Origin of the sequence: Sphingomonas sp. Leaf257, from assembly GCF_001422185.1 — a bacterium.
Classification (GTDB): Bacteria; Pseudomonadota; Alphaproteobacteria; order Sphingomonadales; family Sphingomonadaceae; genus Sphingomonas; species Sphingomonas yabuuchiae.
The window spans coordinates 199890-224205 of record NZ_LMMH01000023.1 but is presented as its reverse complement, the minus strand read 5'-3'; the positions used below and the strand labels follow the sequence as shown (position 1 = coordinate 224205).

General features: G+C 65.2%; 19 protein-coding genes. 10 read left to right on the top strand and 9 right to left on the bottom strand.

Annotated features, from left to right (window positions below):
* Positions 1–14: 14 nt before the first annotated feature.
* Positions 15–1076, bottom strand: a complete 1062-nt coding sequence (gene hppD / locus ASF14_RS11920; RefSeq protein ID WP_056435001.1) for a 4-hydroxyphenylpyruvate dioxygenase — start codon at positions 1074–1076, stop codon at positions 15–17.
* 63 nt (positions 1077–1139) lie between these two features.
* On the opposite strand from hppD, the gene ASF14_RS11915 reads away from it, so the two are divergent.
* The gene (locus ASF14_RS11915; RefSeq protein WP_056434999.1) at positions 1140–1610 is read left to right on the top strand and encodes a MarR family winged helix-turn-helix transcriptional regulator; all 471 of its coding nucleotides are present in this window, start codon (positions 1140–1142) and stop codon (positions 1608–1610) included.
* On the opposite strand, the gene ASF14_RS11910 is transcribed toward ASF14_RS11915, so the two are convergent.
* From ASF14_RS11910 to ASF14_RS11895, 4 genes are read right to left on the bottom strand one after another with little or no spacing between them, the layout of a single operon-like run.
* Positions 1589–2596 carry a glycosyltransferase family 4 protein gene (locus tag ASF14_RS11910; RefSeq protein WP_056434997.1) on the bottom strand — a complete coding sequence of 336 codons (1008 nt, stop codon included), beginning with the start codon at positions 2594–2596 and terminating at the stop codon, positions 1589–1591. The two genes, ASF14_RS11915 and ASF14_RS11910, sit on opposite strands and share 22 nt — an antisense overlap.
* Positions 2593–4182, bottom strand: coding sequence for an alpha-amylase family glycosyl hydrolase (locus ASF14_RS11905; RefSeq protein ID WP_056434996.1), 1590 nt, complete (start codon positions 4180–4182; stop codon positions 2593–2595). The genes ASF14_RS11910 and ASF14_RS11905 overlap by 4 nt, the downstream gene beginning before the upstream one ends.
* On the bottom strand, positions 4179–5294 hold the full coding sequence (locus ASF14_RS11900) for a glycosidase (protein WP_056434994.1): 1116 nt from the start codon (positions 5292–5294) through the stop codon (positions 4179–4181). The genes ASF14_RS11905 and ASF14_RS11900 overlap by 4 nt, the downstream gene beginning before the upstream one ends.
* Before the next feature lie 56 nt (positions 5295–5350).
* Entirely contained in the window at positions 5351–5983 is a 633-nt protein-coding gene (locus ASF14_RS11895; protein WP_056434992.1) for a TetR/AcrR family transcriptional regulator, read from the bottom strand.
* Positions 5984–6111: 128 nt separating this feature from the next.
* On the opposite strand from ASF14_RS11895, the gene ASF14_RS11890 reads away from it, so the two are divergent.
* The 4 genes from ASF14_RS11890 (at position 6112) to mtnP (ending at position 12990) form a co-directional block, all read left to right on the top strand.
* Positions 6112–7299 (top strand): efflux RND transporter periplasmic adaptor subunit, encoded by a 1188-nt coding sequence (locus ASF14_RS11890; protein WP_056434991.1) that lies wholly within the window; start codon positions 6112–6114, stop codon positions 7297–7299.
* Between the two features lie 18 nt (positions 7300–7317).
* Positions 7318–10530: a multidrug efflux RND transporter permease subunit gene (locus tag ASF14_RS11885; protein WP_056434989.1), complete on the top strand. Its 3213-nt coding sequence runs from the start codon at positions 7318–7320 to the stop codon at positions 10528–10530.
* On the top strand, positions 10523–11992 hold the full coding sequence (locus tag ASF14_RS11880; RefSeq protein ID WP_056434986.1) for an efflux transporter outer membrane subunit: 1470 nt from the start codon (positions 10523–10525) through the stop codon (positions 11990–11992). Before ASF14_RS11885 ends, ASF14_RS11880 begins: the two co-directional genes overlap by 8 nt.
* A gap of 119 nt (positions 11993–12111) precedes the next feature.
* A complete protein-coding gene (mtnP, locus tag ASF14_RS11875; protein ID WP_056434984.1) occupies positions 12112–12990 on the top strand; it encodes an S-methyl-5'-thioadenosine phosphorylase in 879 nt (292 codons plus the stop codon).
* A gap of 3 nt (positions 12991–12993) precedes the next feature.
* On the opposite strand, the gene ASF14_RS11870 is transcribed toward mtnP, so the two are convergent.
* The 3 genes from ASF14_RS11870 to ASF14_RS11860 form a co-directional block, all read right to left on the bottom strand.
* On the bottom strand, positions 12994–14286 hold the full coding sequence (locus tag ASF14_RS11870; protein WP_056434981.1) for an MFS transporter: 1293 nt from the start codon (positions 14284–14286) through the stop codon (positions 12994–12996).
* Between the two features lie 40 nt (positions 14287–14326).
* The gene (locus ASF14_RS11865; protein ID WP_082442209.1) at positions 14327–15814 is read right to left on the bottom strand and encodes an alginate export family protein; all 1488 of its coding nucleotides are present in this window, start codon (positions 15812–15814) and stop codon (positions 14327–14329) included.
* Between the two features lie 111 nt (positions 15815–15925).
* Positions 15926–17257 carry a dicarboxylate/amino acid:cation symporter gene (locus ASF14_RS11860; RefSeq protein ID WP_056434979.1) on the bottom strand — a complete coding sequence of 444 codons (1332 nt, stop codon included), beginning with the start codon at positions 17255–17257 and terminating at the stop codon, positions 15926–15928.
* Positions 17258–17523: 266 nt separating this feature from the next.
* Between ASF14_RS11860 and ASF14_RS11855 the strand changes: the two genes are divergently transcribed.
* The 5 genes from ASF14_RS11855 (at position 17524) to ASF14_RS21900 (ending at position 22910) form a co-directional block, all read left to right on the top strand.
* A complete protein-coding gene (locus ASF14_RS11855; RefSeq protein ID WP_236697037.1) occupies positions 17524–19257 on the top strand; it encodes a sensor histidine kinase in 1734 nt (577 codons plus the stop codon).
* A complete protein-coding gene (locus ASF14_RS11850) occupies positions 19254–20570 on the top strand; it encodes a sigma-54-dependent transcriptional regulator (RefSeq protein WP_056434977.1) in 1317 nt (438 codons plus the stop codon). Before ASF14_RS11855 ends, ASF14_RS11850 begins: the two co-directional genes overlap by 4 nt.
* Positions 20571–20640: 70 nt before the next feature.
* A complete protein-coding gene (locus ASF14_RS11845; protein WP_056434975.1) occupies positions 20641–20946 on the top strand; it encodes a DUF485 domain-containing protein in 306 nt (101 codons plus the stop codon).
* Positions 20943–22646 carry a cation acetate symporter gene (locus ASF14_RS11840; RefSeq protein WP_056434974.1) on the top strand — a complete coding sequence of 568 codons (1704 nt, stop codon included), beginning with the start codon at positions 20943–20945 and terminating at the stop codon, positions 22644–22646. The genes ASF14_RS11845 and ASF14_RS11840 overlap by 4 nt, the downstream gene beginning before the upstream one ends.
* A gap of 96 nt (positions 22647–22742) precedes the next feature.
* Positions 22743–22910, top strand: coding sequence for a hypothetical protein (locus tag ASF14_RS21900; RefSeq protein WP_167345429.1), 168 nt, complete (start codon positions 22743–22745; stop codon positions 22908–22910).
* Here ASF14_RS21900 and ASF14_RS11835 read toward each other — a convergent pair.
* Positions 22907–24217 (bottom strand): MFS transporter, encoded by a 1311-nt coding sequence (locus ASF14_RS11835; protein ID WP_056434973.1) that lies wholly within the window; start codon positions 24215–24217, stop codon positions 22907–22909. The two genes, ASF14_RS21900 and ASF14_RS11835, sit on opposite strands and share 4 nt — an antisense overlap.
* Between the last annotated feature and the right edge of the window lie 99 nt (positions 24218–24316).

Below are 24316 nucleotides of genomic sequence, written 5' to 3'. Positions count from 1 at the left end.
GGTTCGGCAAAATCTCAGGCGTCGACGGTAATGACGCCGCGCCGGATCTGGTCCAATTCGATGCTCTCGAACAAGGCCTGGAAATTGCCGTTGCCGAAGCCTTCATTGCCCTTGCGCTGGATGATCTCGAAGAAGATCGGCCCGACCATATTCTCGGTGAAGATCTGGAGCAGGATGCCCTCTTCACCGACATTACCGTCGATCAAGATACGGTTCTTGCGCAGCCGCTCCAGATCCTCGCCATGGTTGGGAACGCGCTTGTCGACCAGTTCGTAATAGGTCTCGATCGTGTCCTGCAATCGGACGCCGCGCGCCCGCAGCTTTTCGACGGTTTCGTAGATATTGTCGGTCGTCAGCGCGAGATGCTGGATGCCTTCGCCATTATACTCGCGGATGAATTCCTCGATCTGGCTCTTCTCGTCCTGGCTCTCGTTCAGCGGGATGCGGATCGCCTTGTCGGGGGCGATCATCGCCTGGCTGAACAGGCCGGTTGCCTTGCCCTTGATGTCGAAATACTTCTGTTCCTCAAAGCCGAAGAGCTTGGAGTAGAAACCCGACCAGGTGCGCATCTCGCCGCGCCGGACATTGTGGGTCAGGTGGTCGAGCAGGTCGAGCCCGACATTGTTCTCCGCCTCGGCCTGCTGCCAGCCTTCGATCTCGGTCCAGTCGGCGAACAGGTCGCTGCCCGCCTTGACCAGGTAAAGATAGCTGCCGCCGATCCCTTCGATCGCCTTGGCATCCGGGGTCAGGCACCCGCGCGTCGCGTCGACCGGGGTGGCGCCGCCCTTGACCGCATGGTCGAACGTCTCGGCCGGGTCGGCGACATAGAAGCCCATGCCACTGGCCGAGGGGCCGTGCTCAGCGCGGAAGTCTGCCGCTTGGCCATGCTCCTCGGCGTTGAGCAACAGGGTGATGCGGCCCTGCTTGTACCGGGTAATGGCCTTTTCGGGATGACGGTGCGTCGGCACGAAGCCCATCGCGTCGAACTGGCGTGCCAGCGTATCGGGCTCGGGCGTCGTGAATTCGCAGAATGCGAAGCCGTCCAGGCCCAGCGGATTGTTCGGGGTGGTTGCCATGACGTCCAACTCCTGATCCAGTATCTTCCGTTACCAGATCGCAGAATGGGGAATTGGTGTCAAATGTTACGATCTCGCGAATTGCGGCTGGATGGCTTCCTTCCCTATCGCCTGTCGATCACGTCCAATCTGGTCAGCGACCATATTGCCAGCGCCTATCAGCAGCTGTTCGGGCTCACGATTCCCGAATGGCGGCTGATCGCGATCGTTGCGGAGGAGGGCGCGGTCGCCCAATCGGCGGTGTGCGAGCGCAGCCGGATGGACAAGGTGACGGTCTCGCGCGCGGCCATCGCCATGGTCGGGCGCGGCCTTCTGGCCCGCAACGCGCATGACGGCGACCGCCGGTCGCACCTGCTGGTCCTGACCGAAGCGGGGCGTGAGCTTTACGCCGATGTCGCACCCAAGGCGCTGGAACTGGAGGCGCAGCTATTCGCGGGGTTCACGCCGGACGAACTGGAAGCGTTCGTGACCATGCTCCACCGGATCGACGCCGTCGCGCTGGCGCAACGCGATCAGCCCAAGATCGTGCGGTAAAGCTCAAGATAGCGATCGGCCATGCGGTCGACCGAGAAGCGGTCGGCCGCTACCTTTCGGCAGGTCGCCCGGTCGATCTCGCCGATCCGGCCGACCGCTTCGATCGCCTGTTCGACGTTCTCGACGAGGAAACCGTTCACCCCGTCCTCGATCAGTTCCGGCATCGATCCGCGCCGGATCGCGATGACCGGCGTGCCGCAGGCCATCGCTTCGACAACCGACAGCCCGAACGGCTCGTCGAAGTTGATGAGGTGGAGCAGCGCCTTGGCCTGTCCGAGGGTGGCGGTGCGATCCGCGCCGCCGACTGGACCACGATAGAGGATGCGATCGTCATCGACATGGGGGCGAACCTCGCGCTCCCAATAGCCCTGATCCTGCACGATGCCTGCCATAATCAGGCGGCGGCCGGTCGCCTGGGCGACGGCGATCGCTTCGGCGGCGCCCTTGTCCGGGTGGATGCGACCGAAGAAGAGAAGGTCGACACTACCTATTGGATCGAAAGGAAATTCGTCCATCCGAATGCCGTGATGGATGGTGTCGGCATAGTGCAGGCGGGGGTGGCGATCCGCGTCCGAGATCGCGACATAGTGCACGCGTTTCTGATACGGCTCGTACATCGGCATGATGCGCTCCGACGAGAAGCCATGGATGGTCGTCACCATCGGCGTGTCGACCAGTCCGGCAAAGGCATGCGCCGGAAAATCGGCCTGATTGTGGATCAGGTCGAACTCGCCCGCCCGCTCGAACACGGCGGCGAGATGGCGCATTTCCCACACCTTGGCATCGACGCTCGGGTCTTCGGAATAGGGGGCGGGGACGGGGCCAGCCAGCGTGGCGGCGGTGATGCTGTCCTGCGTCGCGAACAGCGTGACGTCGACGCCGCGCGCGACCAGTGCTTCGGTCAGCAGGCTCGTCACCAGCTCCCAGGGGCCATAGGCGCGCGGCGGAGTGCGCCACGCGATCGGGGCAATCATCGCGATCTTCATGCGGGCGTGTCGACTTTCAGGATCAGGCCCTCATCGGGGCGCAAATGGGAAGGCGTATCGCTCGGCAGATCACCGAGCGTCGAGAGAATGGGGCGGCCGGTCAGGCGTAGGGGCGCCGGCTCCGCACCGAGGTTGAGCGCGACGACGAAGCGTTCACCATCCTGTTCGCGCTCATAGGCAAGCACGGAACCCTCCGCCTCGATCAGCCGGATCGCCCCGATGGCCAACGCCGGATTGCTCCGCCGGAGCGCCAGCAAGGCGCGGTGCAGGGCCAGCATGGAGTCGGGCTCGGCAAGTTCGTTGGCGACGTTGCGTACTTGCCAACCGGCTCCCAATGGAAGCCATGGCTCACCGGCCGTGAAGCCGCCCCGCAGGCTATCATCCCATGGCATCGGCGTGCGTACGGGATCGCGACCGAGTCCCAGGCCCGGCTCGCGCAACTCGCGCGGATCGCGGACACGGTCGGGCGGAATGACGCCATTTTCCATGCCCAACTCGTCGCCATAATAGAGCGTCGGCGTTCCGCGCAGCGTCAGCAGCAGCATCGCCGCCACCCGCGCCTGGGCCGCCCCGCGCTTTGTCGCGCTGCGCGGACGGTCATGGTTGCCGAGCACCCAATTGGGCCAGCCGCCGGGGGGGAGGGCGGCTTCATACTCCGCGATCATCCGCGCCAGATGGCGGGCATCCCAGGGTGCGTCGATCAACTGGAAGTTGAAGGGCAGGTGCACGCCCTCGCCATGCTGCCCATAATAGCGCATCAGTCGCTCGACCGGCAGGTAGATCTCGCCGATCAGCACACGCTCGTCGCCCTCACGGCCGAACGCATCGGCGATAGCACGCATGTCGGCGGCGATGTCGTGGACCTCGGGCTGGTCGGTCGAATGGAGCTGGAACACCCGGTGCATCTCGCCCGTCGCCGGGTCCCAGTCTGGATTGAGCGGATTATCCGGGAAGCCCGCATGTTTGACGATGTGCCACAACACGTCGATCCGAAACCCGTCGACCCCGCGCGCGAACCAGAAGCGCAGCACGTCGAGCATCGCGGCGCGAACCTCCGGGTTGCGCCAGTTGAGGTCGGGCTGTTCCTTCAGAAAGGCGTGATAATAATATTGGCCGGTCGCCTCGTCCCAGGTCCAGGCGGGGCCGCCAAAGTCGCTGATCCAATTGTTGGGCGGGCCGCCGTCCGGGGCTGCATCGCGCCAGATATACCAGTCGCGCTTGGGATTTTCGCGGCTCGACCGGCTTTCGACGAACCAGGGATGCTGGTCCGAGCTGTGATTGGGCACGAAGTCGAGCAGCAGCTTCAGCCCGCGCGCATGGGCCGAGGCCAGTAGCGAGTCGAAATCGGCCAGCGTTCCGAACCGGCTGTCGACACCGCAATAATCCGCCACATCATAACCGAAGTCGGCCATAGGTGACGGAAAGATTGGGGAAAGCCAGATCGCATCAATGCCCAGATCGACGAGATAATCGAGGCGCTGCTCGATCCCACGGAGGTCGCCGATGCCGTCTCCATCGCTGTCCTGAAACGACCAGGGATAGATTTGATAGAGGACCGCCGACTGCCACCAGGGCCGCGCACTCATGCGAACAAGCCCTTGGACAGGCGGGTCATGCGACAGGCCAGATCGGCTTCGCCGCTCGCCACCAGATAATGGTCGCCCATGTCGATGATGCCGGTCGAAAAGACGACGGGCGTCGGCAGATACATCTGATGCGCGATCGAGGCGGTTAGTTCGGGCGCGGCCTCCATGATCGGCTGATCGTCGGCGAGGCGCAGAATGCGGGTGGGTTCGTCCTTGTCGAGCAATGCCCAGAAGCTGCGATAGATGCCGACCGACTCGCGCCGCTCAACACCATGATAGAGGGTCAGCCAGCCATGCTCGGTCAGGATCGGCGGCGTGCCTCCGCCGACCTTCATCGCCGATACCGAGTCCTTGCGCGCCCGGATGCCGGGTGCCTCCAGCGGCTTCCAGTGCAGCGCATCGGGCGAGGTCGCAAAATTGATCGACGGTCCGCCGACAAAGGGGCTGTCATCAGGATAGGCGAAATACACCTCACCCAGCGGCCGGGTCAGTGCCATGAACCTGCCGTCGACCAACCCCTCGAAAAACAGCATGTCCTTGTTCTGATGGTCGAGGATGATGCCCGCCAACCGGTAATCCAGGCCGTTGTCCGAGATATGAAGCGTCGTCGAATGCCGCTCGGCCGACACCGAGCAGGTCGTCATATACCAGCGGTCACCGACCCGGCTGATCCGAGCGTCCTCCACGCCATAATCCTGCCAGGTCGCGGCCGGTTCGATCACCTTGTCATAGTGGGCCGCGACGATCGTCGAGCCGTCCGCCGATAGCTCGACCGGCAGCAGCCATGACAGGGAGGTCAGGGCAAGTATCCGGTGCGCGCTGCCGCGAATGGCGAACTGGCGGGGATCGGTCATGTCGACCGCCGAGAGCGGGTAGCGGTCGAGGACATAGCCCGTGGTCGTCCAGCGGATCGCACGGACATGATCGCCATCGACCGGCTGGCTCAACGCCTCGGCCACGCGAACCATCAGCAGGATGTTGCCATTGGCCAGCCGGGTCATGCCCGGGTTGAACGCCCCCAGCACATAGGTCGGCTCTGCTATGCCCCGCCGAAGCGGAGAGCGGGACAGATCGACATCATCGGGGCGGAAGATCAGCAGGTCGTCGGACATGGCGCGCCAACGCCCGCTATACCTTCGCGTTCCCGATGAAGATCGCGCCCCGTCGCTCAACCCGCCGTCGCGACCTTCAGGAACACGGACCAGCGATGCTCGAAAAAGGCGTCCGGCGTCATGCCGTTGAAGGGGTCGGGGAGATCGAACTGCATCCGGCGGCTTGGTCCGTCGAGAATGTCGGCCAGCAAACTGAACAGTGCCAACGCGCTGTCGTCACGCCGCAACAGCCCGGCATCCTGCGACGCCTGGATGCAGGCGATGATCGGATCGGCCAGCACGCGATCCCAGGTCGCGAATCGCTGACGCAACTCCTCGGAGAAAATCGCCTCCGATGTCAGAAAAGCCATGAACCGGACCGAGTCAGGCTGGACACAGAAAAAGAAGAAGCGGCGGGCCGAATTCTTCAATCGCTCCAACGGATTGGCCCCGCTGCTGTCGTCCAGCATCGTCTGGTTCAACCGGTCGAGGTCGCGCGTCACCACCGCGTCGAGCAGTGCCATTTTGCCTGCGTAGCGGCGATAGATAGTATGCTTGCTAACCCCCACGGATAAGGCGATTTCTTCCATCGAAGTGCCCTCGATTCCGCGGCTGCAGAACGCCTCTCGCGCGCCGGAAAGAATGATATCGTCAATATGCTGCGCCTGCTCGCGGGTCGGGCGTCCGGCGGTCCGTTTCGTGACTGTCATATCCCCCTCTTGCGTCCTCCCACGGCATTGGTCAAATTTAATTGCACCTGGTCGTTGCTTTTTCGTAGGTGCGAAGTACAGGGGAACTTAATGACCGAAACGTCATGTGCTTCAGGGAGTTTCACGGGGTGTCCAAATTTACCGTCCTGGGGTCGTCGCTCGCGATGGCATTGGCGCTGGTGGCGTGCGGGCAGGAAGCGTCGCAGCAGCAACAGGCTGCTCCGCCACCGCCCCTCGTCACCGCAATCACCGTTCAGTCTGCTGCCGTTCCCAACATCATTGAGCTGCCCGGCCGGATCGAGGCGATCCGCACCGCCGAGGTCCGGGCCCGGACCGACGGTATCGTCGAGGCGCGGCTGTACCGCGAAGGTACCGACGTAGCCGAGGGTCAGCCTCTGTTCCGCATCGACCAGCGCGACTATCGCGCGCAGGTGCAACAGGCCCAGGCTGCGCTCGCACGGGCCGAGGCGGCACGGGTGAACGCCGCGTCGATCGTCCGTCGTTACCAGCCGCTGGTGTCGGAACGCGCGGTCAGCGCGCAGGAGTTCGACGCCGCCCAGTCGACGCTGCGCCAGGCGGATGCCAGCGTCGCCGATGCTCGCGCCGCCTTGTCGCGTGCGCAGTTGCAGTTGAGCTACACCATCGTCCGCGCGCCCATCGCCGGTCGCGTCGGTCGCGCGCAGGTGACCGAGGGCGCATTGGTCAGCGCGACCCAGGCGACGCCGCTGACCCAGGTCGACCAGCTCTCGCCGATCTACGCCGTCTTCACCCAATCGAGCGCGGCGCTGAGCGGGTTGATCCAGCAGGCGCGTTCGGGTGGTCTGGCGCTGCCCGACCTGTCGCACATCACCGTGCGCCTGACGCTAGAGGACGGATCGGAATATGGTCCGACCGGCCAGCTCGACTTTGCCGGGCAGACGGTGGACCCAACGACCGGCAGCCAGCAACTGCGTGCACGCTTCCCCAATCCGACCCGCGCCCTGCTGCCCGGACAGTTCGTCCGCGCGCATGTCAATGCGGGCACGATCCGCAACGGCATCTCGGTGCCGCAGCGCGCAGTTCAGCTAAGCAACCAGGCAGCCTCGGTCATGGTGGTCGATGCTTCAGGTACGGTCCAGTCGCGCCCGGTCACGCTGGGCGGTCAGGTCGGCAGCAACTGGGTGATCCTGTCCGGTCTGAAGCCGGGCGAGAAGGTCGTCACCGAGGGCTGGCAGAAGGTACAGCCGGGCCAGAAGGTCCGCATCGGGCAACCGGGGCAGCCCGGCGGCGCGCAGGCACAGGGGCAGGCGGGCGGTCAGCCGGCCACAGGCCACTGATCGCCGGAGTAGAGCATCATGAACCGCTTTTTCGTCTATCACCCGGTATTCGCTTGGGTGATCGCGCTCTTCATCGCGCTGTTCGGTGTGATTTCGCTGCGGCTGCTGCCGATCGAAAGCTATCCCTCGGTCGCGCCGCCCGCGCTCAATCTGGCCGTCAGCTATAACGGTGCCGATGCCGAGGTGATGGACCGTTCGGTGACCGCAGTCATCGAAAAGGAACTGAACGGCGTCGACAATTTCCTCTACATGGCGTCGACCAGCCGTTCCAACGGCACCGCCCAGATCACCGTCACCTTCAAGCCGGGCACCGACCTGGACGTGGCGCGCACGCAGATCCAGGACCGCCTGAGCCGCGCCGAACCGCGCCTGCCGCAGGAGGTTCGCGCGCTGGGCATCCAGGTGACCGAGGGCTCGGCGGGCTTCCTCGAAGTCATCACGCTCAGTTCCAAGTCGGGCAAAACCAGCCCGGTCGAAATGGGCAACTTCGCCGAGAATAATATCCGCAACGAACTTCGCCGTATCGACGGCGTGGGTGACGTGCAGTTGTTCGGCTCGCCCTATGCGATGCGTATCTGGCTCGATCCGCAGAAGCTGGCGGGCTATAGCCTGTCGGCGTCGGAAGCGCTGGCCGCCGTGCAGGAACAGAACAGCCAGACGGCGGGTGGTTCGATCGGCGCGCAGCCGCTGAACCGTACCGCCGAGTTCACCGCGCAGATCATCACCCAGAACCGCTTCGCCACGCCGGAGCAGTTCCGCCAGATCATCATCCGCGCGAACCCCGACGGTTCGGCCATACGCTTGGGTGATGTGGCGCGCGTCGAGTTGGGCAAGGACAATTACGGTTTCCGCCTGACCCTGAACGGCAAGGAGACCGTGGGTCTGGCCGTCCAGCTGGCCAGCGGCGCGAATGCGCTGGCGACGGCGGACGCGGTGACGGCCAAGATGAAGCAGCTTCAGGCGAGCTTCCCAGCCGATGTGACGTGGAGCGTGCCCTTCACCACGACGCCGTTCATCACCGCCTCGGTCGACAGTGTGATCCATACGCTGATCGAGGCGATGATCCTCGTCTTCCTGGTGATGTTCCTGTTCCTCCAGAACTGGCGCGCCACGCTGATCCCCGCGATCGTCGTGCCGATCGCGCTGGGCGGGGCCTGTATCGGCCTGCTGGCCTTCGGCTTCTCGATCAACACCCTGTCGCTGTTCGGCATGGTGGTGGCGATCGGCATCCTGGTCGACGACGCGATCGTGGTCGTCGAGAATGTCGAGCGCATCATGTCGGAGGAGGGGCTGAGCCCCCGCCGCGCGACGGTGAAGGCCATGGGCCAGATCACGGGTGCGATCATCGGCATCACCCTGGTGCTGGTGGCGGTGTTCATCCCGATGGCGTTCTTCCCGGGCTCGACCGGCGGCATCTATCGCCAATTCTCGGTGACGCTGGCCGTGTCGATCTTCTTCTCGGCCGTGCTCGCGCTGACGCTGACGCCTGCGCTTTGCGCCACGCTGTTGAAGCATGAGGATGCGCATCAGGAGGACCGACGCGAACCCAAGCCGGGCGTGCGCGGCCTGCCGCAGCGTTTCTTCAATTGGTTCAACGACAAGTTCGGCCGAGGTACGGAGAAGTACACCGGCGGCGTGAAGCGGATGATGTCGCGGCCGGTCCGCTGGCTGGCGGTGTTCGCCGTCGTCGTCGTCATCACCGGCCTGATGTTCACCCGCATCCCCGGCGGCTTCCTGCCGACCGAGGACCAGGGCTATATCTTCGTATCCTATGACGCGGCACCCGGCGCGACGCTGGAGCGGACGGGCGAGGCGATCACCAAGGTCGAGAAGTTCCTGCACGACCAGCCGCAGGTGTCGGACATCGTGTCGGTCGCGGGCTTCAACTTCTTCGGTCAGGGCCAGGCGGCGGGTATCTCGTTCGTCAACCTGAAGCCCTGGCACGACCGCAAGGGGACCGAGAACAACTCGACCACGCTGGTCGGCAAGACGATGGGCTTTGTCCAGTCGATCCCGGAGGCGACCATCTTCGCGCTCGACCCGCCGCCGATCCAGGCGCTGGGCAATGCGACGGGCTTCTCGATGAAGATCGAAGATCGTTCGGGTCTGGGTGCCGCCGCGTTGCAGCAGGCCCAGGGCGCGATCCTGGCCAAGGCGTCGCAGAACAAGGCACTGATGGGCGTCCGCCCCGAAGGTCTGGGACCGGCACCGCAGCTCTACGTCGATATCGACCGTATTCAGGCGCGCGCGCTGGGGCTTCAGATCGCGGATGTGAACCAGACGCTGTCGATCGCCTTCGGCTCGGCTTATGCCAACGACTTTGTTCGCGATGGCAATGTGTTGCGCGTCTATCTTCAGGCCGATGCACCGCAGCGCATGTCGCCCGAGGACGTGCTGGCGCTCCGCGTCCGTAATGCGCAGGGTAATATGGTGCCCTTCTCGGCCTTCACGAAGGTGCGGTGGCAGAACGGGCCGCAGCAGCTGGAACGCTATAACGGCTATCCGTCGCTGACCGTCTCGGGCATGGCCGCGCCGGGCCAGTCGACCGGCACCGCGTTGAAGCAGATGGAACAGATCGCGCGCGAGGTGATGCCGGCCGGCATGAGCTTCGAGTGGACCGGCACGGCCTATGAAGAGCAACAGGCGGGAGGCCAGATCGGCCTTCTGCTGGGCCTGTCGCTGATCGTGGTCTTCCTTCTGCTCGCGGCGCTGTACGAAAGCTGGGCGATCCCGCTGGCGGTGTTGCTGGTGGTGCCGTTCGGCGTGCTGGGCGCGGTGTTGATGACCATCTTCCGGGGCTTCTCGGCGGACGTGTATTTCAATGTGGGTCTCATCACGATCATCGGTCTGGCCGCGAAAAACGCGATCCTGATCGTCGAATTCGCGATCGAGGACGAAGAGGGCGGCCGTTCACCCTTCGAGGCGACGCTGGAAGCGGCGCGCCAGCGTCTGCGTCCCATTTTAATGACCAGCCTTGCCTTCATCCTGGGCATGGTGCCGCTGTTCATCGCGACGGGGGCGGGCGCGGCCAGCCGTCGGGCGGTTGGCACCGGCGTCATGGGCGGCATGATCGCGGCGACGGCATTCGGCATCTTCTTCACGCCGGTCTTCTACATCGCGGCCAAGAAATGGCTGGCGCGCGAGCATGACCATGAGGCGGCGGATGCCGAGGAGGAAGCGCGCGAGCGTGAGGCACGAACCGGCGAAGAGGAGGGCCCGGCCCATGCGTAAAGGGATTTCCCGTGCCGCCGCCATGTTGGCGCTGACCAGCGCGCTGGCGGGCTGCAACCTGGCGCCGCAATATCGCCAGCCGATCGCGCCCGTCTCCGCCACCTATCCCGAGGCGGTGAGCGGTACGCGGACGGCGGCCGAGATCGGCTGGCGCAAGTTCTTCGCCGACGAACAGCTCAAGGCCTATATCGCCGCCGCACTCGCCAATAATCGCGACCTTGCCCAGGCGGTGGCGCGGGTGGCGCAGGCGCGGGCGCAATATCGCATCCAGGATGCGCAGCGCCTGCCCGCGCTGGACGCCACGGCGGGGGCAGCGCGGACGCGGGTGCCGCTCAACTCGCTGGGCTTCGGCAACGCGATCCCCGGCGCGGGGGATGCACAGAACCCGACCTCGATCACCTATAACCAGTTCTCGCTGGGCGCGCGGGTGTCGAGTTTCGAGCTGGATTTCTGGGGCCGGGTTCGCAACCTGGCCGAGGCGCAGCGGCGGCAATATCTTGCGACCGTCGAGGCCGAACGTGCCTTCCGCCTGTCGCTGGTCGGACAGGTCGCCGCGACCTACCTCCAGATCCGCGCTGCCGAAGAACAGATCGCACTCGCAGAGCAGACCGTCACCAGCCGCCGTGAGGGGCTGGGCATCGCCAAGCGACGGATGGATGCGGGCGTGACGTCCAGTGTCGATTACGACCAGGCGGCAGCCCTGCTGACCCAGGCCGAGACGCAGTTGGCCGAGCTTCGCCGTACCGTGGCGCAGTCGCAGAATTTGTTGACCGTGCTGGTCGGCGGCCCGATCACCGCGCCGCTGCCCGCCGGACGGCGGCTGGGCGATCAGAACCAGTTCGCCGCGATCGAGCCGGGCCTGCCCTCCGCACTGCTGGTCAACCGGCCTGACGTGCTTCAGGCCGAGCAGCAACTGCTCGCCGCCAACGCCAATATCGGCGCGGCCCGTGCGGCGTTCCTGCCCAGCATTTCGCTGACCGGACTGGCGGGCTTCGTCTCGCCTGCGCTCCGCAGCCTGATCGATGGCAATTCGACCCAATATCAGGTGCAGGGTGCGGCCCTGTTGCCGATCTTCGACTGGGGCCGCCGCAACGCCCAGCTGAGGCTCAGCCGGGCGCAGGCGGACGAATTGACCGCCGCCTATCAGCGGACGGTGCAGGGTGCGTTCCGCGAAGTCGCCGACGCGCTGGTCGCCCGCCGCCGCTATGCCGAGCAGATCGAGGCGCAGACCCGCGCCGTCGACGCACAGCGGCGGCTCGCCCGGACGGCGCGGCTTCGCTACACCAACGGCATCGCCATTTATCTCGAAGTGCTGGATGCCGAGCGCAACCTGTTCTCCGCCGAGCAGCAATTGCTGACCCTGCGCAGCGCGGCGCTCCAAAACGACGTCACCCTCTATGTCGCGCTGGGCGGTGGCCTGCGCGAAGGCGGAGTGGCGACCACGGTTCCCGCGTCCGGCTAAATCCCCGAACCCTCCGGCCGGCGCGGTCGAGCGAGGGGCGTACGGGGCCTCCCCCCGTGCGCCCCTTTGCTTTGTCTGACGGAGCGCCTAACCGGCGCAGGATGCAACGGGAGAGCACTATGACGGGCTGGACGATCGGGATCATCGGCGGCTCCGGCCTCTACGCGATCGATGCGCTCGAGGATGTCGAGACACTGGTGCTCGACACGCCTTGGGGCGCACCGTCCGACACGCTGGTGCGCGGGCGCATCGGGGGCGTGCGTTTCGTCTTCTTGCCGCGCCATGGCCGGGGGCATCGCCTGTCGCCGACCGAGGTCAATGCGCGCGCCAATATCCATGCACTGAAGCTGGCGGGGTGCACCGACGTGCTCGCCATCTCCGCCATCGGCTCGCTGCGCGAGGAATTGCCGCCCGGCCATTTCGTCGCGGTCGACCAGTTCATCGACCGGACCGTCCACCGCGATACCAGTTTCTTTGGCGAAGGGTTGGTTGCCCATGTCTCGATGGCCGATCCCGTCTGTCCGCGCCTGTCGACCCTGGCGGCGCAGGCGGGCGAGCGGGTAGGGGCCAGCATGGTCCATGGCGGCACCTATCTCGCGATGGAGGGGCCGCAATTCTCGACCCGCGCGGAAAGCCATCTGTATCGCCAATGGGGCGCGGACGTGATCGGCATGACCGCGATGCCCGAGGCGAAGCTCGCGCGCGAGGCGGAGCTTCCCTATGCGCTGATCGGCATGGTCACCGACTATGACTGCTGGCGCGAGGACGAGGCGCATGTCGAGGTCGATGCGATCCTCGCACAGCTCAGCCGAAACGCGGCGACCGCGCGGGCGCTGGTCGAGGAACTGGCCGCCATGTTGCCCGAAGAGCGGACCGCCTCGCCGATCGATACCGTGCTCGATCAGGCTCTGATCACCCATATCTCGCATGTGGATCGGGCCAAGGCGGATAGCCTCGGCCCGATCGTGTCGCGTGTCCTCGCCAAGCGAGGCGGTTGAGGATCAGTCCTCGACGATCTGGCTGTTCTTGCGGGTGTCGCGCATCCGCAGGTAAACGATCAGCGAAATGCCGATCATCGCGGTGACATACCAGTAGAAGCCCTGTTCGAAGCCCGCCTTCTTGAACAGCAGTGCGACCGATTCCGCCGTGCCGCCGAAAATGGTGTTGGCCAACGCATAGGGCAGGGCGACGCCGAGGGCCCGGATATGCGCCGGGAACAGCTCGGCCTTCACCACGGCGTTGATCGAGGTATAGCCGGTGACGATGATCAGCGCGCCCATGACCAGCGCCCCCGCGACGATCGGATCGCGCGTCGTCTCCAGCGTCGAGAAGATCGGATAGGTCAGGAGCACGCCCGCGATGCCGAATGCGACCATCAATGGCTTGCGTCCGATCCGGTCCGACAGGCCGCCCGCCACCGGCTGGAGCAGCATGAAGACGAACAGGGTCACGGCGTTGATCTGGCTGGCGACCTCACGGCTGAAGCCGCTGGTGTTGACCAGGAACTTCTGCATGTAGATCGAATAGGCATAGAAGGCGAGGGTGCCGCCCGCGGTCAGCAGCATGACCGTCAGCGTTTCCTTGGGATGCTTGGTGAATAGCTGGACCAGGCCCGACTTGGGCGCGCCATCCTTCTTGGCGTTCTTGAAGCTGTTGGTCTCGGCCAGGCCGCGCCGGATATAGAAGACGACGACCGCCAGCACCGCGCCCACAGCGAACGGGATGCGCCAGCCCCATTCGTCCAGCGCCGCCTCGCTCATGGTCGATTGCAGGATCAGCAGGACGCAGATGGCGAGCAGCTGGCCCGAGATCAGCGTGACATATTGGAAGGACGAGAAGAAACCGCGCCGATCCTTGCCCGCCATTTCGGACAGATAGGTCGCACTGGCGCCATATTCGCCGCCGACCGACAGCCCCTGCATCAGGCGCGCCAGCACCAGCAGCGCCGGGGCGGCCAGGCCGATCGTCTGGTAGCCCGGCGTCACCGCGATGATCAGCGAGCCCGCGCACATCAGCGTGACCGACAGGCTGAGCCCCGCCTTGCGGCCCCGGCTATCGGCGTAGATGCCCATGACCCATGCCCCGATCGGCCGCATGATGAAGCCGACCGCGAACACGGCCGCCGCGCTCAGCAACTGCGCCGTGCGATCCTCCGACGGGAAGAAATGCGGGGCAAAATACAGGGTGAAGGCGGAGTAGACATACCAGTCGAACCATTCGACGAGATTGCCGGTCGAGCCACCTATGATGGCCTTCAACCGCTCGCGCCCGGGATCGGCGGTGATACTGGTCATGTCATACTCCCCTTTTACAGTTTTCGGCTTTTTCGCCTTGTTAGAAGCGGAAGCTCAACCATCCTGCCCAGAAATCCGAGCTTTTCAGGTTGGCGCGTTGCAGCACCGTGTCCGCCTTGAAATGTTCGTAACGGCCAACGAACGAAAGACGCGGCGTTATGGTCCATGTCGCCTGAAGACGGGCGACCTCGGCCACCTTCTTGCCGCGGACATTCTGCGTGCCCGGCAGCGCCGAGCCGTTGGCGCGGTACACCGCGTCGAACTCGTCGGGCCGCCAGGCAAAGCCATATTCGGTCGCCAGACGCACGCCCTTGATCGGCGAGAAGGTGAAGTTCGGTGCAGTGTACAGCAGGTTGGTCGGCGTCAGGAACAACCCATAGCTATAATAGATGTTGTTGCCGAACAGGCCATTGGTCGTGTTCAGCTCGCCCGTCCGCTGATAGGCACCGCCGCCCGAGCCATAGTCGAAATGCACGCCGACCCGCGGCGCGTCGGGCTTGTTACCCAGGCGATAGGTCTGGGCGATGAACGCCTGCCACGCCTCGATCGGACGGTTGTTGAAGGTGCCGCGCTGGTTGTTGACGGTCCAGTCGATATTGACCGGGCCGGCATCGCCATAAGCGTGGAGGCCGAGGAAATAGCGTTCCTCCAGCCCGGTCGTCGGACCCCAGACTGCCCGGCGGTTGCGGAGGCGCCAGATGAACGGGTCGAGGTACAGCTTGGACCCGCCGAACAGCTTGGGCGACAGGCGGAAGCCGAAGGTCGCGCCCGAGAAGCGCACGTCCGGGTTGGTCTTGTCGTCGCTTATGCCCTGAAAGCCATAGGTGACGTAGTTCAGGTCGAAAATATCGACTCGGGCATCCTTGCCGCGCGCATAGGCGCGAACGCCATCCAGCACGAAGAACAGCGTGTTATTGTCACGACCGACCGTCAGCAGCTGCGGCCCGTCGAAGAATTCCTGGCGACCGGCGCGCACACCGACGTCTAGGCCCAGCGCCTTGCCCTTCACCTCGGCGAAGAGCTGCTGCACCGCCAGCTGGTTGCGCAGATTACCACCCGGTGCGCCAAGGTTGATGCCCTGGAGTTCTGCGCGGCCGAGCTCCCCGAAGACGCGGAAATGATCGCCGAGGTGGACATCCGCGCCGCCGACGATGCGGGCGATATCCTGGCGCTGCTGCTGCACTTCCCGGAGGTTGGGATTGGTGGTGATATTGACGCGGGTGCGAAGCTCGCCCGAGAAGGTGACATAGGACTTGCCATCCTCGGTCAGCTTCACGCATTTCAGGGCGTCGATAAAGTCGTCGCGCTTCGACGGATCGCAATATTTGCGCCAGTCCTCGGCCCAGCGGGATTGGTTATAACCCGCCACGGTGTTGCCGTCGCCCGCCGCGCTGGTGGGATAGGCGGTGCTGGCAGGGCTGGCGGGTTCGGCAGCGGCCTTCGGGGTGACGGTCTGTGCCATAGCCGGGGAAACGGCAACCCCCATCGCCGACACCATGGCGGTGCCGAMAAGCCATAGAAACTTCATGGAAAATCCCCCTCAATCAAACCAATATGTCGTCGCGTCGGTTGCCTTATAGCATCCCGGTAAACAAATGACCCGGCCGGTGCGGTCGGCCGGGTCGTGCCGGGATAGGGATCAGGCGATGGCCGGCTGGACAGTGGCAGGGGTGGAGAGCATCGGCTTGCCGCTGAGCGCGGCGTCGAGGGCGTCCTTGTCGAGGGCGCCTTCCCAACGGGCGACCACGACGGTGGCCACCGCGTTGCCGATGAAGTTGGTCAGGCTGCGGCATTCCGACATGAAGCGGTCGACACCCAGGATCAGGGCCATGCCCGCGACCGGCACGTCCGGCACGATCGACAGGGTAGCCGCCAGGGTGATGAAGCCCGCGCCGGTGACGCCAGCGGCACCCTTGGACGACAGCATCGCGACAAGGAGCAGCGCCAGCTGCTGGCCGAGCGACAGGTCGACGCCGCAGGCCTGGGCGATGAACAACGCGGCTAGCGTCATGTAGATGTTGGTGCCGTCGAGGTTGAACGAATAGCCGGTCGGGACGACCAGACCGACGACCGACTTTTCACAACCGGCCTTTTCCATCTTCACGAGAAGATTGGGCAGGGCGGCTTCGGACGACGAGGTGCCGAGGACGAGCAGCAGTTCGGCCTTCAGGTAGCGGATCAGCTTCAGGACCGAGAAGCCGTTGGCGCGGGCGATGGTGCCCAGCACGACGACGACGAACAGGATCGAGGTGAGATAGAAGGTCGCGACCAGCGCGCCGAGATTGACCAGGCTGCCGACACCATATTTGCCGATGGTGAAGGCGATGGCGCCGAAGGCACCGATCGGGGCGGCCCGCATCAGGATGCCGACCATGCGGAAGATGACGACGCTGATCCGCTCCAGGCTGTTCAGCAGCGGGCGGGCGGGCTCGCCGACCAGCGCCATCGAGATGCCGAACAGGATGGCGACCATCAGCACCTGCAGGATGTTGCCCTGCGTGAACGCGCTGATCAGCGTATCGGGAATGATGCCCAGCAGGAAGCCGGTGACCGTCGTGTCATGCGCCTTGGCGGTATATTCGGCGATCGACCCGACCTTCAGCGTGCTGGGATCGATGTTCATGCCCGCGCCCGGCTGAACGACATTGGCGACGACCAGACCGACGATCAGCGCGAAGGTCGAGACGGTGATAAAGTAGAAAAACGCCTTGCCGGCGACGCGGCCGACCGAACCCAGTTCGCGCATGCCGGCGATACCGGTGACGACGGTCAGAAAGATGACGGGGGCGATGATCATCTTCACCAGCTTGATGAAGGCGTCGCCGATCGGCTTCAGGGATTCGCCGAAGCTCGGCCAGAAATGACCGATGATCGCGCCCAGCGCGATCGCGAACAGAACCTGCACATACAGGTGAGACCAGATACGCGCCCGGCGGGGCGCCTCTGCGACGGCATAATCTTGGGCGATCATGACTTTTCAGCATCCTCTACAAAAAGTGGGCCGGACGCGGTAGGCCGCGCTTCCGAATTGCCGTCAGTGTGCGGAATGCCGCCGGGGAATTCAATTTTATCGAAAATGCATCTAAGCATTTAAAATACCTCGATAAATGACGTGGCGTTGCCCTGTGTCGCGCGAAAATCCGCATGGCGCTCGGGCGCGGGTTGCGATATTTCGCACATATGTCGTTGCCGTCCTATCGCGGCCGAGCCCTGGTTCGGCGCCATGCCCTGCCGCTGTTGGCGGTAGTTTTGCTGACGGTCGTCGCAGGTTCGCTGCTGCGTCTCTATGCCCATCGGCAGGCGCTGTCCGATCTCAGGGGCGAGACCCTGCGCATCGCCCGGCAGGAAGAAAGGCTGTTGAGCAGCGAGTTGCAGCGCTTCCGGCTGCTGCCCATCGTGCTGGTCGAATATCCCGATGTCGGTGACGCCCTGCGCAACGGGTCGGTGGAGGCCGCCGCGCGGCTGAACGATAAGCTGCGCGGGTTGGCGGAGCGCACCGGCGCGCCGGTCATCTACGCCATCGACAGGCGCGGGCGCACGGTCGCTGCCTCCAATGCCGGGCGTGCGGACAGCTTTGTCGGGCGGGATTATGGGTTTCGTCCCTATTTCCGGCAGGCGATGCGAACCGGCACGTCCGAATATTTCGCCTTGGGCAATACGAGCCACCGGCCCGGCCTGTTTCTCGCCCGACGGATCGGCCCTGCGACTGCCCCGGACGGTGTGGTCGTGGTGAAGGTCGAATTCGCGCATATGGTACAGGCCTGGGCGAGCGATGCGGGCCAGACGCTGCTGCTCGACGATCACGGCGTGGTCGTGGTCACGACCGATCCCGCCGCGGAGTTCACGCTGACCCGTCCGCTGACCCCTTCGGCAAAGCTGGCGATCCGCGAAAGCCAGCAATTCGGCACGATCGCCCTTCGCCCCGGCCCCTACAGAATCGCGGGCGGCGATGCGACCGACCGAGAGGGGACGCGCTACATTGTCGGCGTCACGCCCGCGCCGCTGCCCCGGTGGCAGCTGGTCCATGTCCTTCCCTCGAAGCCCGCGCTGAAGGAGGCGGACGGCTGGGTCCGATCGGTCACGGCGCTGATCGCGGTCGGGCTGATCGGGCTGACGCTGCTGGCGATCTGGCGACGGACACGCGCCGAACGCGCGGCGATGGCGCGCGAGGCGTTGGAGGAGGAGGTCGCCCGGCGCACGGCGGAACTGCGCGCGACCAACGATCAGCTGACCGTCGAGATTTCCGAGCGTATCCGTGCCGACCAGCGCTTCCGCGCGGCGCGCGAGGAATTGGCCCAGGCGAACCGGCTGGGCTCGCTAGGCTCGATCACGGCAGGCGTGGCGCATGAGATCAACCAGCCGGTGGCGGCGATCCGCACGCTGGCGGACAATGCCCGCACCTTCCTGTCGCGCGACAAGCCGGACAAGGCCGCGGGCAATCTGGCCACGATCGTCGAACTGACCGAACGGATCGGCTCGATCGTTCAGGAGATGCGGCGCTTCGTTCGGCGCGGTACGCATGGGCTGGGCCCGGTGTCGCTGGAGGCGGTGCTGGACGGCACGATGCTGTTGATCGGCGACCGGTTCCGCACCGCCGGGGTCGCGTTGGAGCGGCCGAGGGGCGGGGCACTGCCCCGGGTTGTGGCGGGGCGCGTGCGGCTGGAGCAGGTGCTGGTCAATCTGCTGCAGAACGCACTGGACGCCGTGGCGGAGACCCCTTCGCCGCGCGTGCGACTGACGGTCGTCGAGCATCCCGATGGGGTCGAACTGACCGTGGAGGATAACGGCCCCGGTCTGGACCCGGCCATCGCGACCGAGATTTTCACTCCCTTCGTGACCGGCAAGCCCGATGGGCTGGGCCTGGGGCTGGGGATTGCGCGGGATATCATGACGGAGTTTGGCGGCGTGTTGGAAACCATCCCCTCAAGTCTGGGCGGCGCAGGCTTTCGTCTGAGGATGCGCCGCGCATGAGCGATACGTTGCGGGTCCTTCTGGTCGATGACGACACGGTGCTGCGTCAGGCACTGGCCCAGTCGTTCGAGCTGGCCGGTATCGATGTCGAGGCGCATGGCGATCCGCTGGCGGCGCTGGCGACGATCACCGCCGATTTTCCCGGCATGGTCGTATCCGACATACGGATGCCGGGCCTGGACGGGATTGAATTGTCGAAGCGGGTGGCCGCGATCGACGCCGAAATCCCGGTGATCCTGATGACCGGTCATGGCGACGTACCGATGGCGGTCGCCGCCCTAAAGCAGGGCGTCTATGACTTCGTCGCCAAGCCCTTTGCCGCCGATCACCTGATCTCCAGTGCCGAACGCGCGTTGGAGATGCGGCGGCTGGTCCTCGACAACCGGCGGTTGCGACAGGCGGCGGAGGAAGCGCAGGGTGCCTATCCGCTGATCGGGGAGACCCCGGTCATGATGCGGCTTCGCGATACGGTGCGACAGGTGGCGCAGGCCGATGTCGACGTGCTGGTCGAGGGAGAGACGGGGACGGGCAAGGAACTGGTCGCGCTGCTGCTCCACCGCTGGAGCGCCAGGCGTACGCGGCCCTTCATCGCGGTCGACTGCGCCGCCTTGCCCGAGGCCATTGCCGAGGACGAGCTGTTCGGCCAGGCTCATGGCCGGACGCCGGGACGGATCGCGGCGGCACATCGCGGCACGCTGTTCCTCGACGAGGTGGACAGCATGGCCCCGGCGCTCCAGGGCCGGATGCTCCGTGTGGTGGAGGAGCGGGAGGTCCGCGCGATCGGGGCGGAGGACCCGCAACTGCTCGACCTGCGCATCGTGGCCGCCGCCAAGTCCGATCTGGCCCGTGCGGTGGAGGAGGGGCGTTTCCGCGCCGACCTGCTCTACCGGCTCGACGCGGTGCGGCTACGCGTGCCGCCGTTGCGCGAGCGGCGGGCCGACGTGCCGTTGCTCTTTGCCCATTTCCTGCGCGAGGCGGCGGAGCGCTTCGGGCGGCCGGTGCCGATGATCGACGGCAGTATCCAGGCGCGGCTGCTGTCGCACGACTGGCCGGGCAATGTGCGCGAGGTGCGCAACTATGCGAACCGCGTCGCGCTAGGCTTGTTCGGCGAAGCGCGTGAGGCGGGGGATCCGCTGCCCCTTCCCGAACGGGTCGAGCAGTTCGAGGGCGCGACGATCCGCGCCGTGCTTGAGGAAGTGGCGGGCGACGTCCGCGCGGCGCTCGCCGTGCTGGGCATCCCGCGGAAGACCTTTTACGACAAGGTCGCACGGCACGGCATCGACCTGAACGCCTATCGCCCCAATCGCGCTTGACGTTACGGCGGGGGCGGGGGAGCATGGCGGCCACGACACCGATGTACGGTGCGGGGGTTAGGAGATTGCCATGGAGGATGCCGCAGCCCGTCTGGCCAGCGATCCGCGCTACATCGCGCTGGTTCGCAAACGAGGGCGCTTCACGACTGTCCTGACGGTCATCATGCTGATCGTCTATTTTGGGTTCGTCCTGACCATCGCCTTCGACAAGGCGTTGCTCGCCCATTCGGTCAGCGGGGGCGCGACGAGCTGGGGCATACCGATCGGGCTGGGGGTGATCGCCCTCGCGATCGTGCTGACCGGCCTGTACGTATGGCGGGCCAATCGCGATTTTGATCCGGTCATCGACGCGCTCCGAGCGGAGTATGGTGCATGACGCGCGCGAGGATCACGCTCGCCGTCGCCCTGACGTTGCTGCCCGTCTCGGCGGCCGAGGCTCATGCCATCGGCCCTGCCGTTCAGCAGGCGACGAACTGGACCGCGATCGGCATGTTCGCGGCCTTTGTCGCGCTGACGCTGGCCATCACCCGCTGGGCCGCGCGGCGAACGCGGACGGCCTCCGATTTCTATACGGCCGGGGGCGGGATTACCGGCTTCCAGAACGGCCTGGCGATTGCGGGCGACTTCATGTCCGCCGCATCCTTCCTGGGCATTTCGGCGCAGATCTATGCCGATGGCTATGACGGGCTCATCTATTCGATCGGCTTTCTCGTCGGCTGGCCGATCCTGTTGTTCCTGATGGCCGAACGCCTGCGCAATCTGGGGCGGTTCACCTTCGCCGATGTCGCGTCCTTCCGCTTCGCCCAGACGCCGGTGCGGATGGTCGCGGCCTGTTCGACATTGCTTGTCGTCCTATTCTATCTGATCGCGCAGATGGTCGGGGCGGGGCAGTTGATCCGCCTGCTGTTCGGCCTGCCCTATGGCTATGCGGTGATCATCGTCGGCGTGCTGATGACGATGTACGTCCTGTTCGGCGGCATGACCGCGACGACCTGGGTTCAGATCGTCAAGGCGATGATGCTGCTCGGTGCCGCCAGCTTCATGGCGATCGCCGTGCTGGCGCGGTTCGGGTTCAGCCCCGAGGCCCTGTTCGCCCGCGCGGTCGAGGTGAAGACGGCACTGGCCGCTCTGGCGGGCGCAGGGCCGGACGAAGCGGTGACGAAGGGCCGGGCGATCATGGGGCCGGGCGGGTTCATCAAGGATCCGATCTCCGCCATCTCGATCGGGGCCGCGCTGATGTTCGGCACGGCGGGCCTGCCGCATATCCTGATGCGCTTCTTCACGGTGCCCAATGCCAAGGCGGCACGCAGCTCGGTGCTGTGGGCTACGGGCTGGATCGGTTATTTCTACATCCTGACCTTCGTCATTGGCTTCGGCGCGATCGTGCTGGTCGCTACCGACCCTGGCTTCCTCGATGCAGAGGGCGCGCTGCGTGGTGGCAGCAACATGGCGGCGATCCATCTGGCGCAGGCGGTGGGCGGCAACCTGTTCCTGGGCTTCATCTCGGCGGTGGCGTTCGCGACCATCCTGGCGGTGGTGGCGGGTCTGACCCTGTCGGGAGCCTCGGCGGTCAGTCATGACCTCTATGCGACCGTCATCAAGAAGGGGAAGGCGGACTCCGCTTCCGAGCTTCGGGTATCGCGGATCACCGTGCTGGTGCTGGCGGTCATCGCGATCCTGCTGGGCATCCTGTTCGAGAAGCAGAATGTCGCCTTCATGGTCAGCCTGGCCTTCGCGCTGGCGGCGTCGGCCAACTTTCCGGTGCTGTTCCTGTCGCTGCTCTGGTCGGGATGCACGACGCGCGGTGTGGTGGCGGGCGGCCTAGTCGGCCTGCTGACCGCGCTCGTGCTGACCATCCTGTCGCCTGCCATCTGGGTGAACGTGCTGGGCCATGCCGCGCCGATCTTCCCTTATGGCTCGCCGACCATCTTCTCGATGCCGCTGGCGTTCCTGACCATCTGGCTGGTGTCGATCACCGATAGCAGCGGTCGTGCGGCGGTCGACAAGGCGGGCTATCCGGCGCAGCGCATCCGCTCGGAGACGGGCATCGGCGCGTCGGGCGCACACGACCATTGAGTCTCGATCCCCGCTGTCTCGATACGGGGCAGCGGGGACAGACGGTCCGATATCGAGCCGCTGCCGAAACGGTAAACGAGACGTTAACAGGGGGCTATGAGACGCCGCCTAGTCCTGACCAACGAAGCCGCCCGCCACCCCTTTCGGCGCACGCTGCCGCCCCCCGTCAAAGCGCGGAGGCGACAGGATGACGATCAGGATATCAGGCTGTTCGTCCTCAGCTTCACGGCCTTCTTCATCAGTATCTACACGTTTCTGTTTTAAGCCGGTTCGACGGAAACCTCGTCGCAGGCGCGGTGCAGTAGCAGTGCGAGCCATGCGGATACGAGGCACATGCCCGCGACCACGAACAGCATGTCGGCCGATGAGACGCCCGCCGCGCTGATCGCGAAGGCCAGGACCGAGCCGATCGTCATGGCGAAGCAGTTGACGATGTTGTTCGCCGCCACCGTCCGCGCGGTCTGATCCTTCTCGACCGTGGTGGTCAGAAAGGCATAGAGCGGCACGACGAACATGCCCCCGGTCGTGGCGATCGCCAGAAGCGTGGCGAGGATACCGATGGCCCGCGGCTCGGCCAGGAACGCCTGCCAGCTATACAGGCCGCCGCCGACCGCCGGGGTCCAGTTGCGGCAAAGGAACGAGAACAGCACGACGAAGGCGCCCATGGCGATGACCGACATCGGCGAATAGCGCGCCGAAATCTCGCTCTTCAGCATCGTGTTGATGACCACCGATCCGATGGCGACCCCGATCGAGAAGATGGCGATAGCCAGGCTGGCGACTTCCTTGTCCGCCGTCAGGACATTCTTCACCAGCGGCGGGAAGATGATGATGAGAACCGCGCCGATCGTCCAGAAGAAGCTGATCGCGATGATCGCCAGGAACAGGCGGCGGATATGCAGCGTCGCCGAGATCAGCCGCCACGAGGCGGTAAAGGGGTTGTAGTTGAGCTTCAGCGGCGGCCCTTCGCGCGGGGCCGGGGGCACCTGACGCCCCAGGAACCAGCCGATCACCGCGACCACCAGCACGCCGATGGCGGCCGCCTCGATCGGGATCCACCCCGCCGCGACCGTGCCGAGCAGGATCGCGAGATAGGTCCCCGCCTCGACCAGGCCGGTGCCGCCCAATATGTCTTCGGCCTCCAGATGCTGGGGTAGGATGGCGTATTTGATCGGCCCGAAAAAGGTCGAATGGACGCCCAGCGCCAGCACCGTGCCCAGCATCAGCGCCAGTCCGGCGGTCGTGTACCCCGCCTTGGCGATCAGCAGGCCACCCGCACCGACCAGCATGATGCCGATCTCGACCGTCTTCACGATGCGGATGATCTTGGCCTTGTCGTGGCTGTCGGCCAATTGCCCGGACAGTGCCGACAGGAAGACGAAGGGCAGGATGGCGGCGCCGGTCGCGGCGCAGTTGAAATAGAATTCGGAATGGGGGTCGGTGAAGATCGCATAGGTGGCGAACAACACCATCGACGTCTTGAACAGGTTGTCGTTGAACGCGCCGAGAAACTGGGTGGCAAACAGCGGCAGGAAGCGACGCTGTTTGAGAAGCCCGAGGGCATTGAGCATAACGAAAAATGGCCCGATCGTGGCAACAGGATGACAGCAACATAGCTATGCGTACCCGTATCGCCAACCGCTTAAAGCGGTTTGTCATGCGCGAACGAG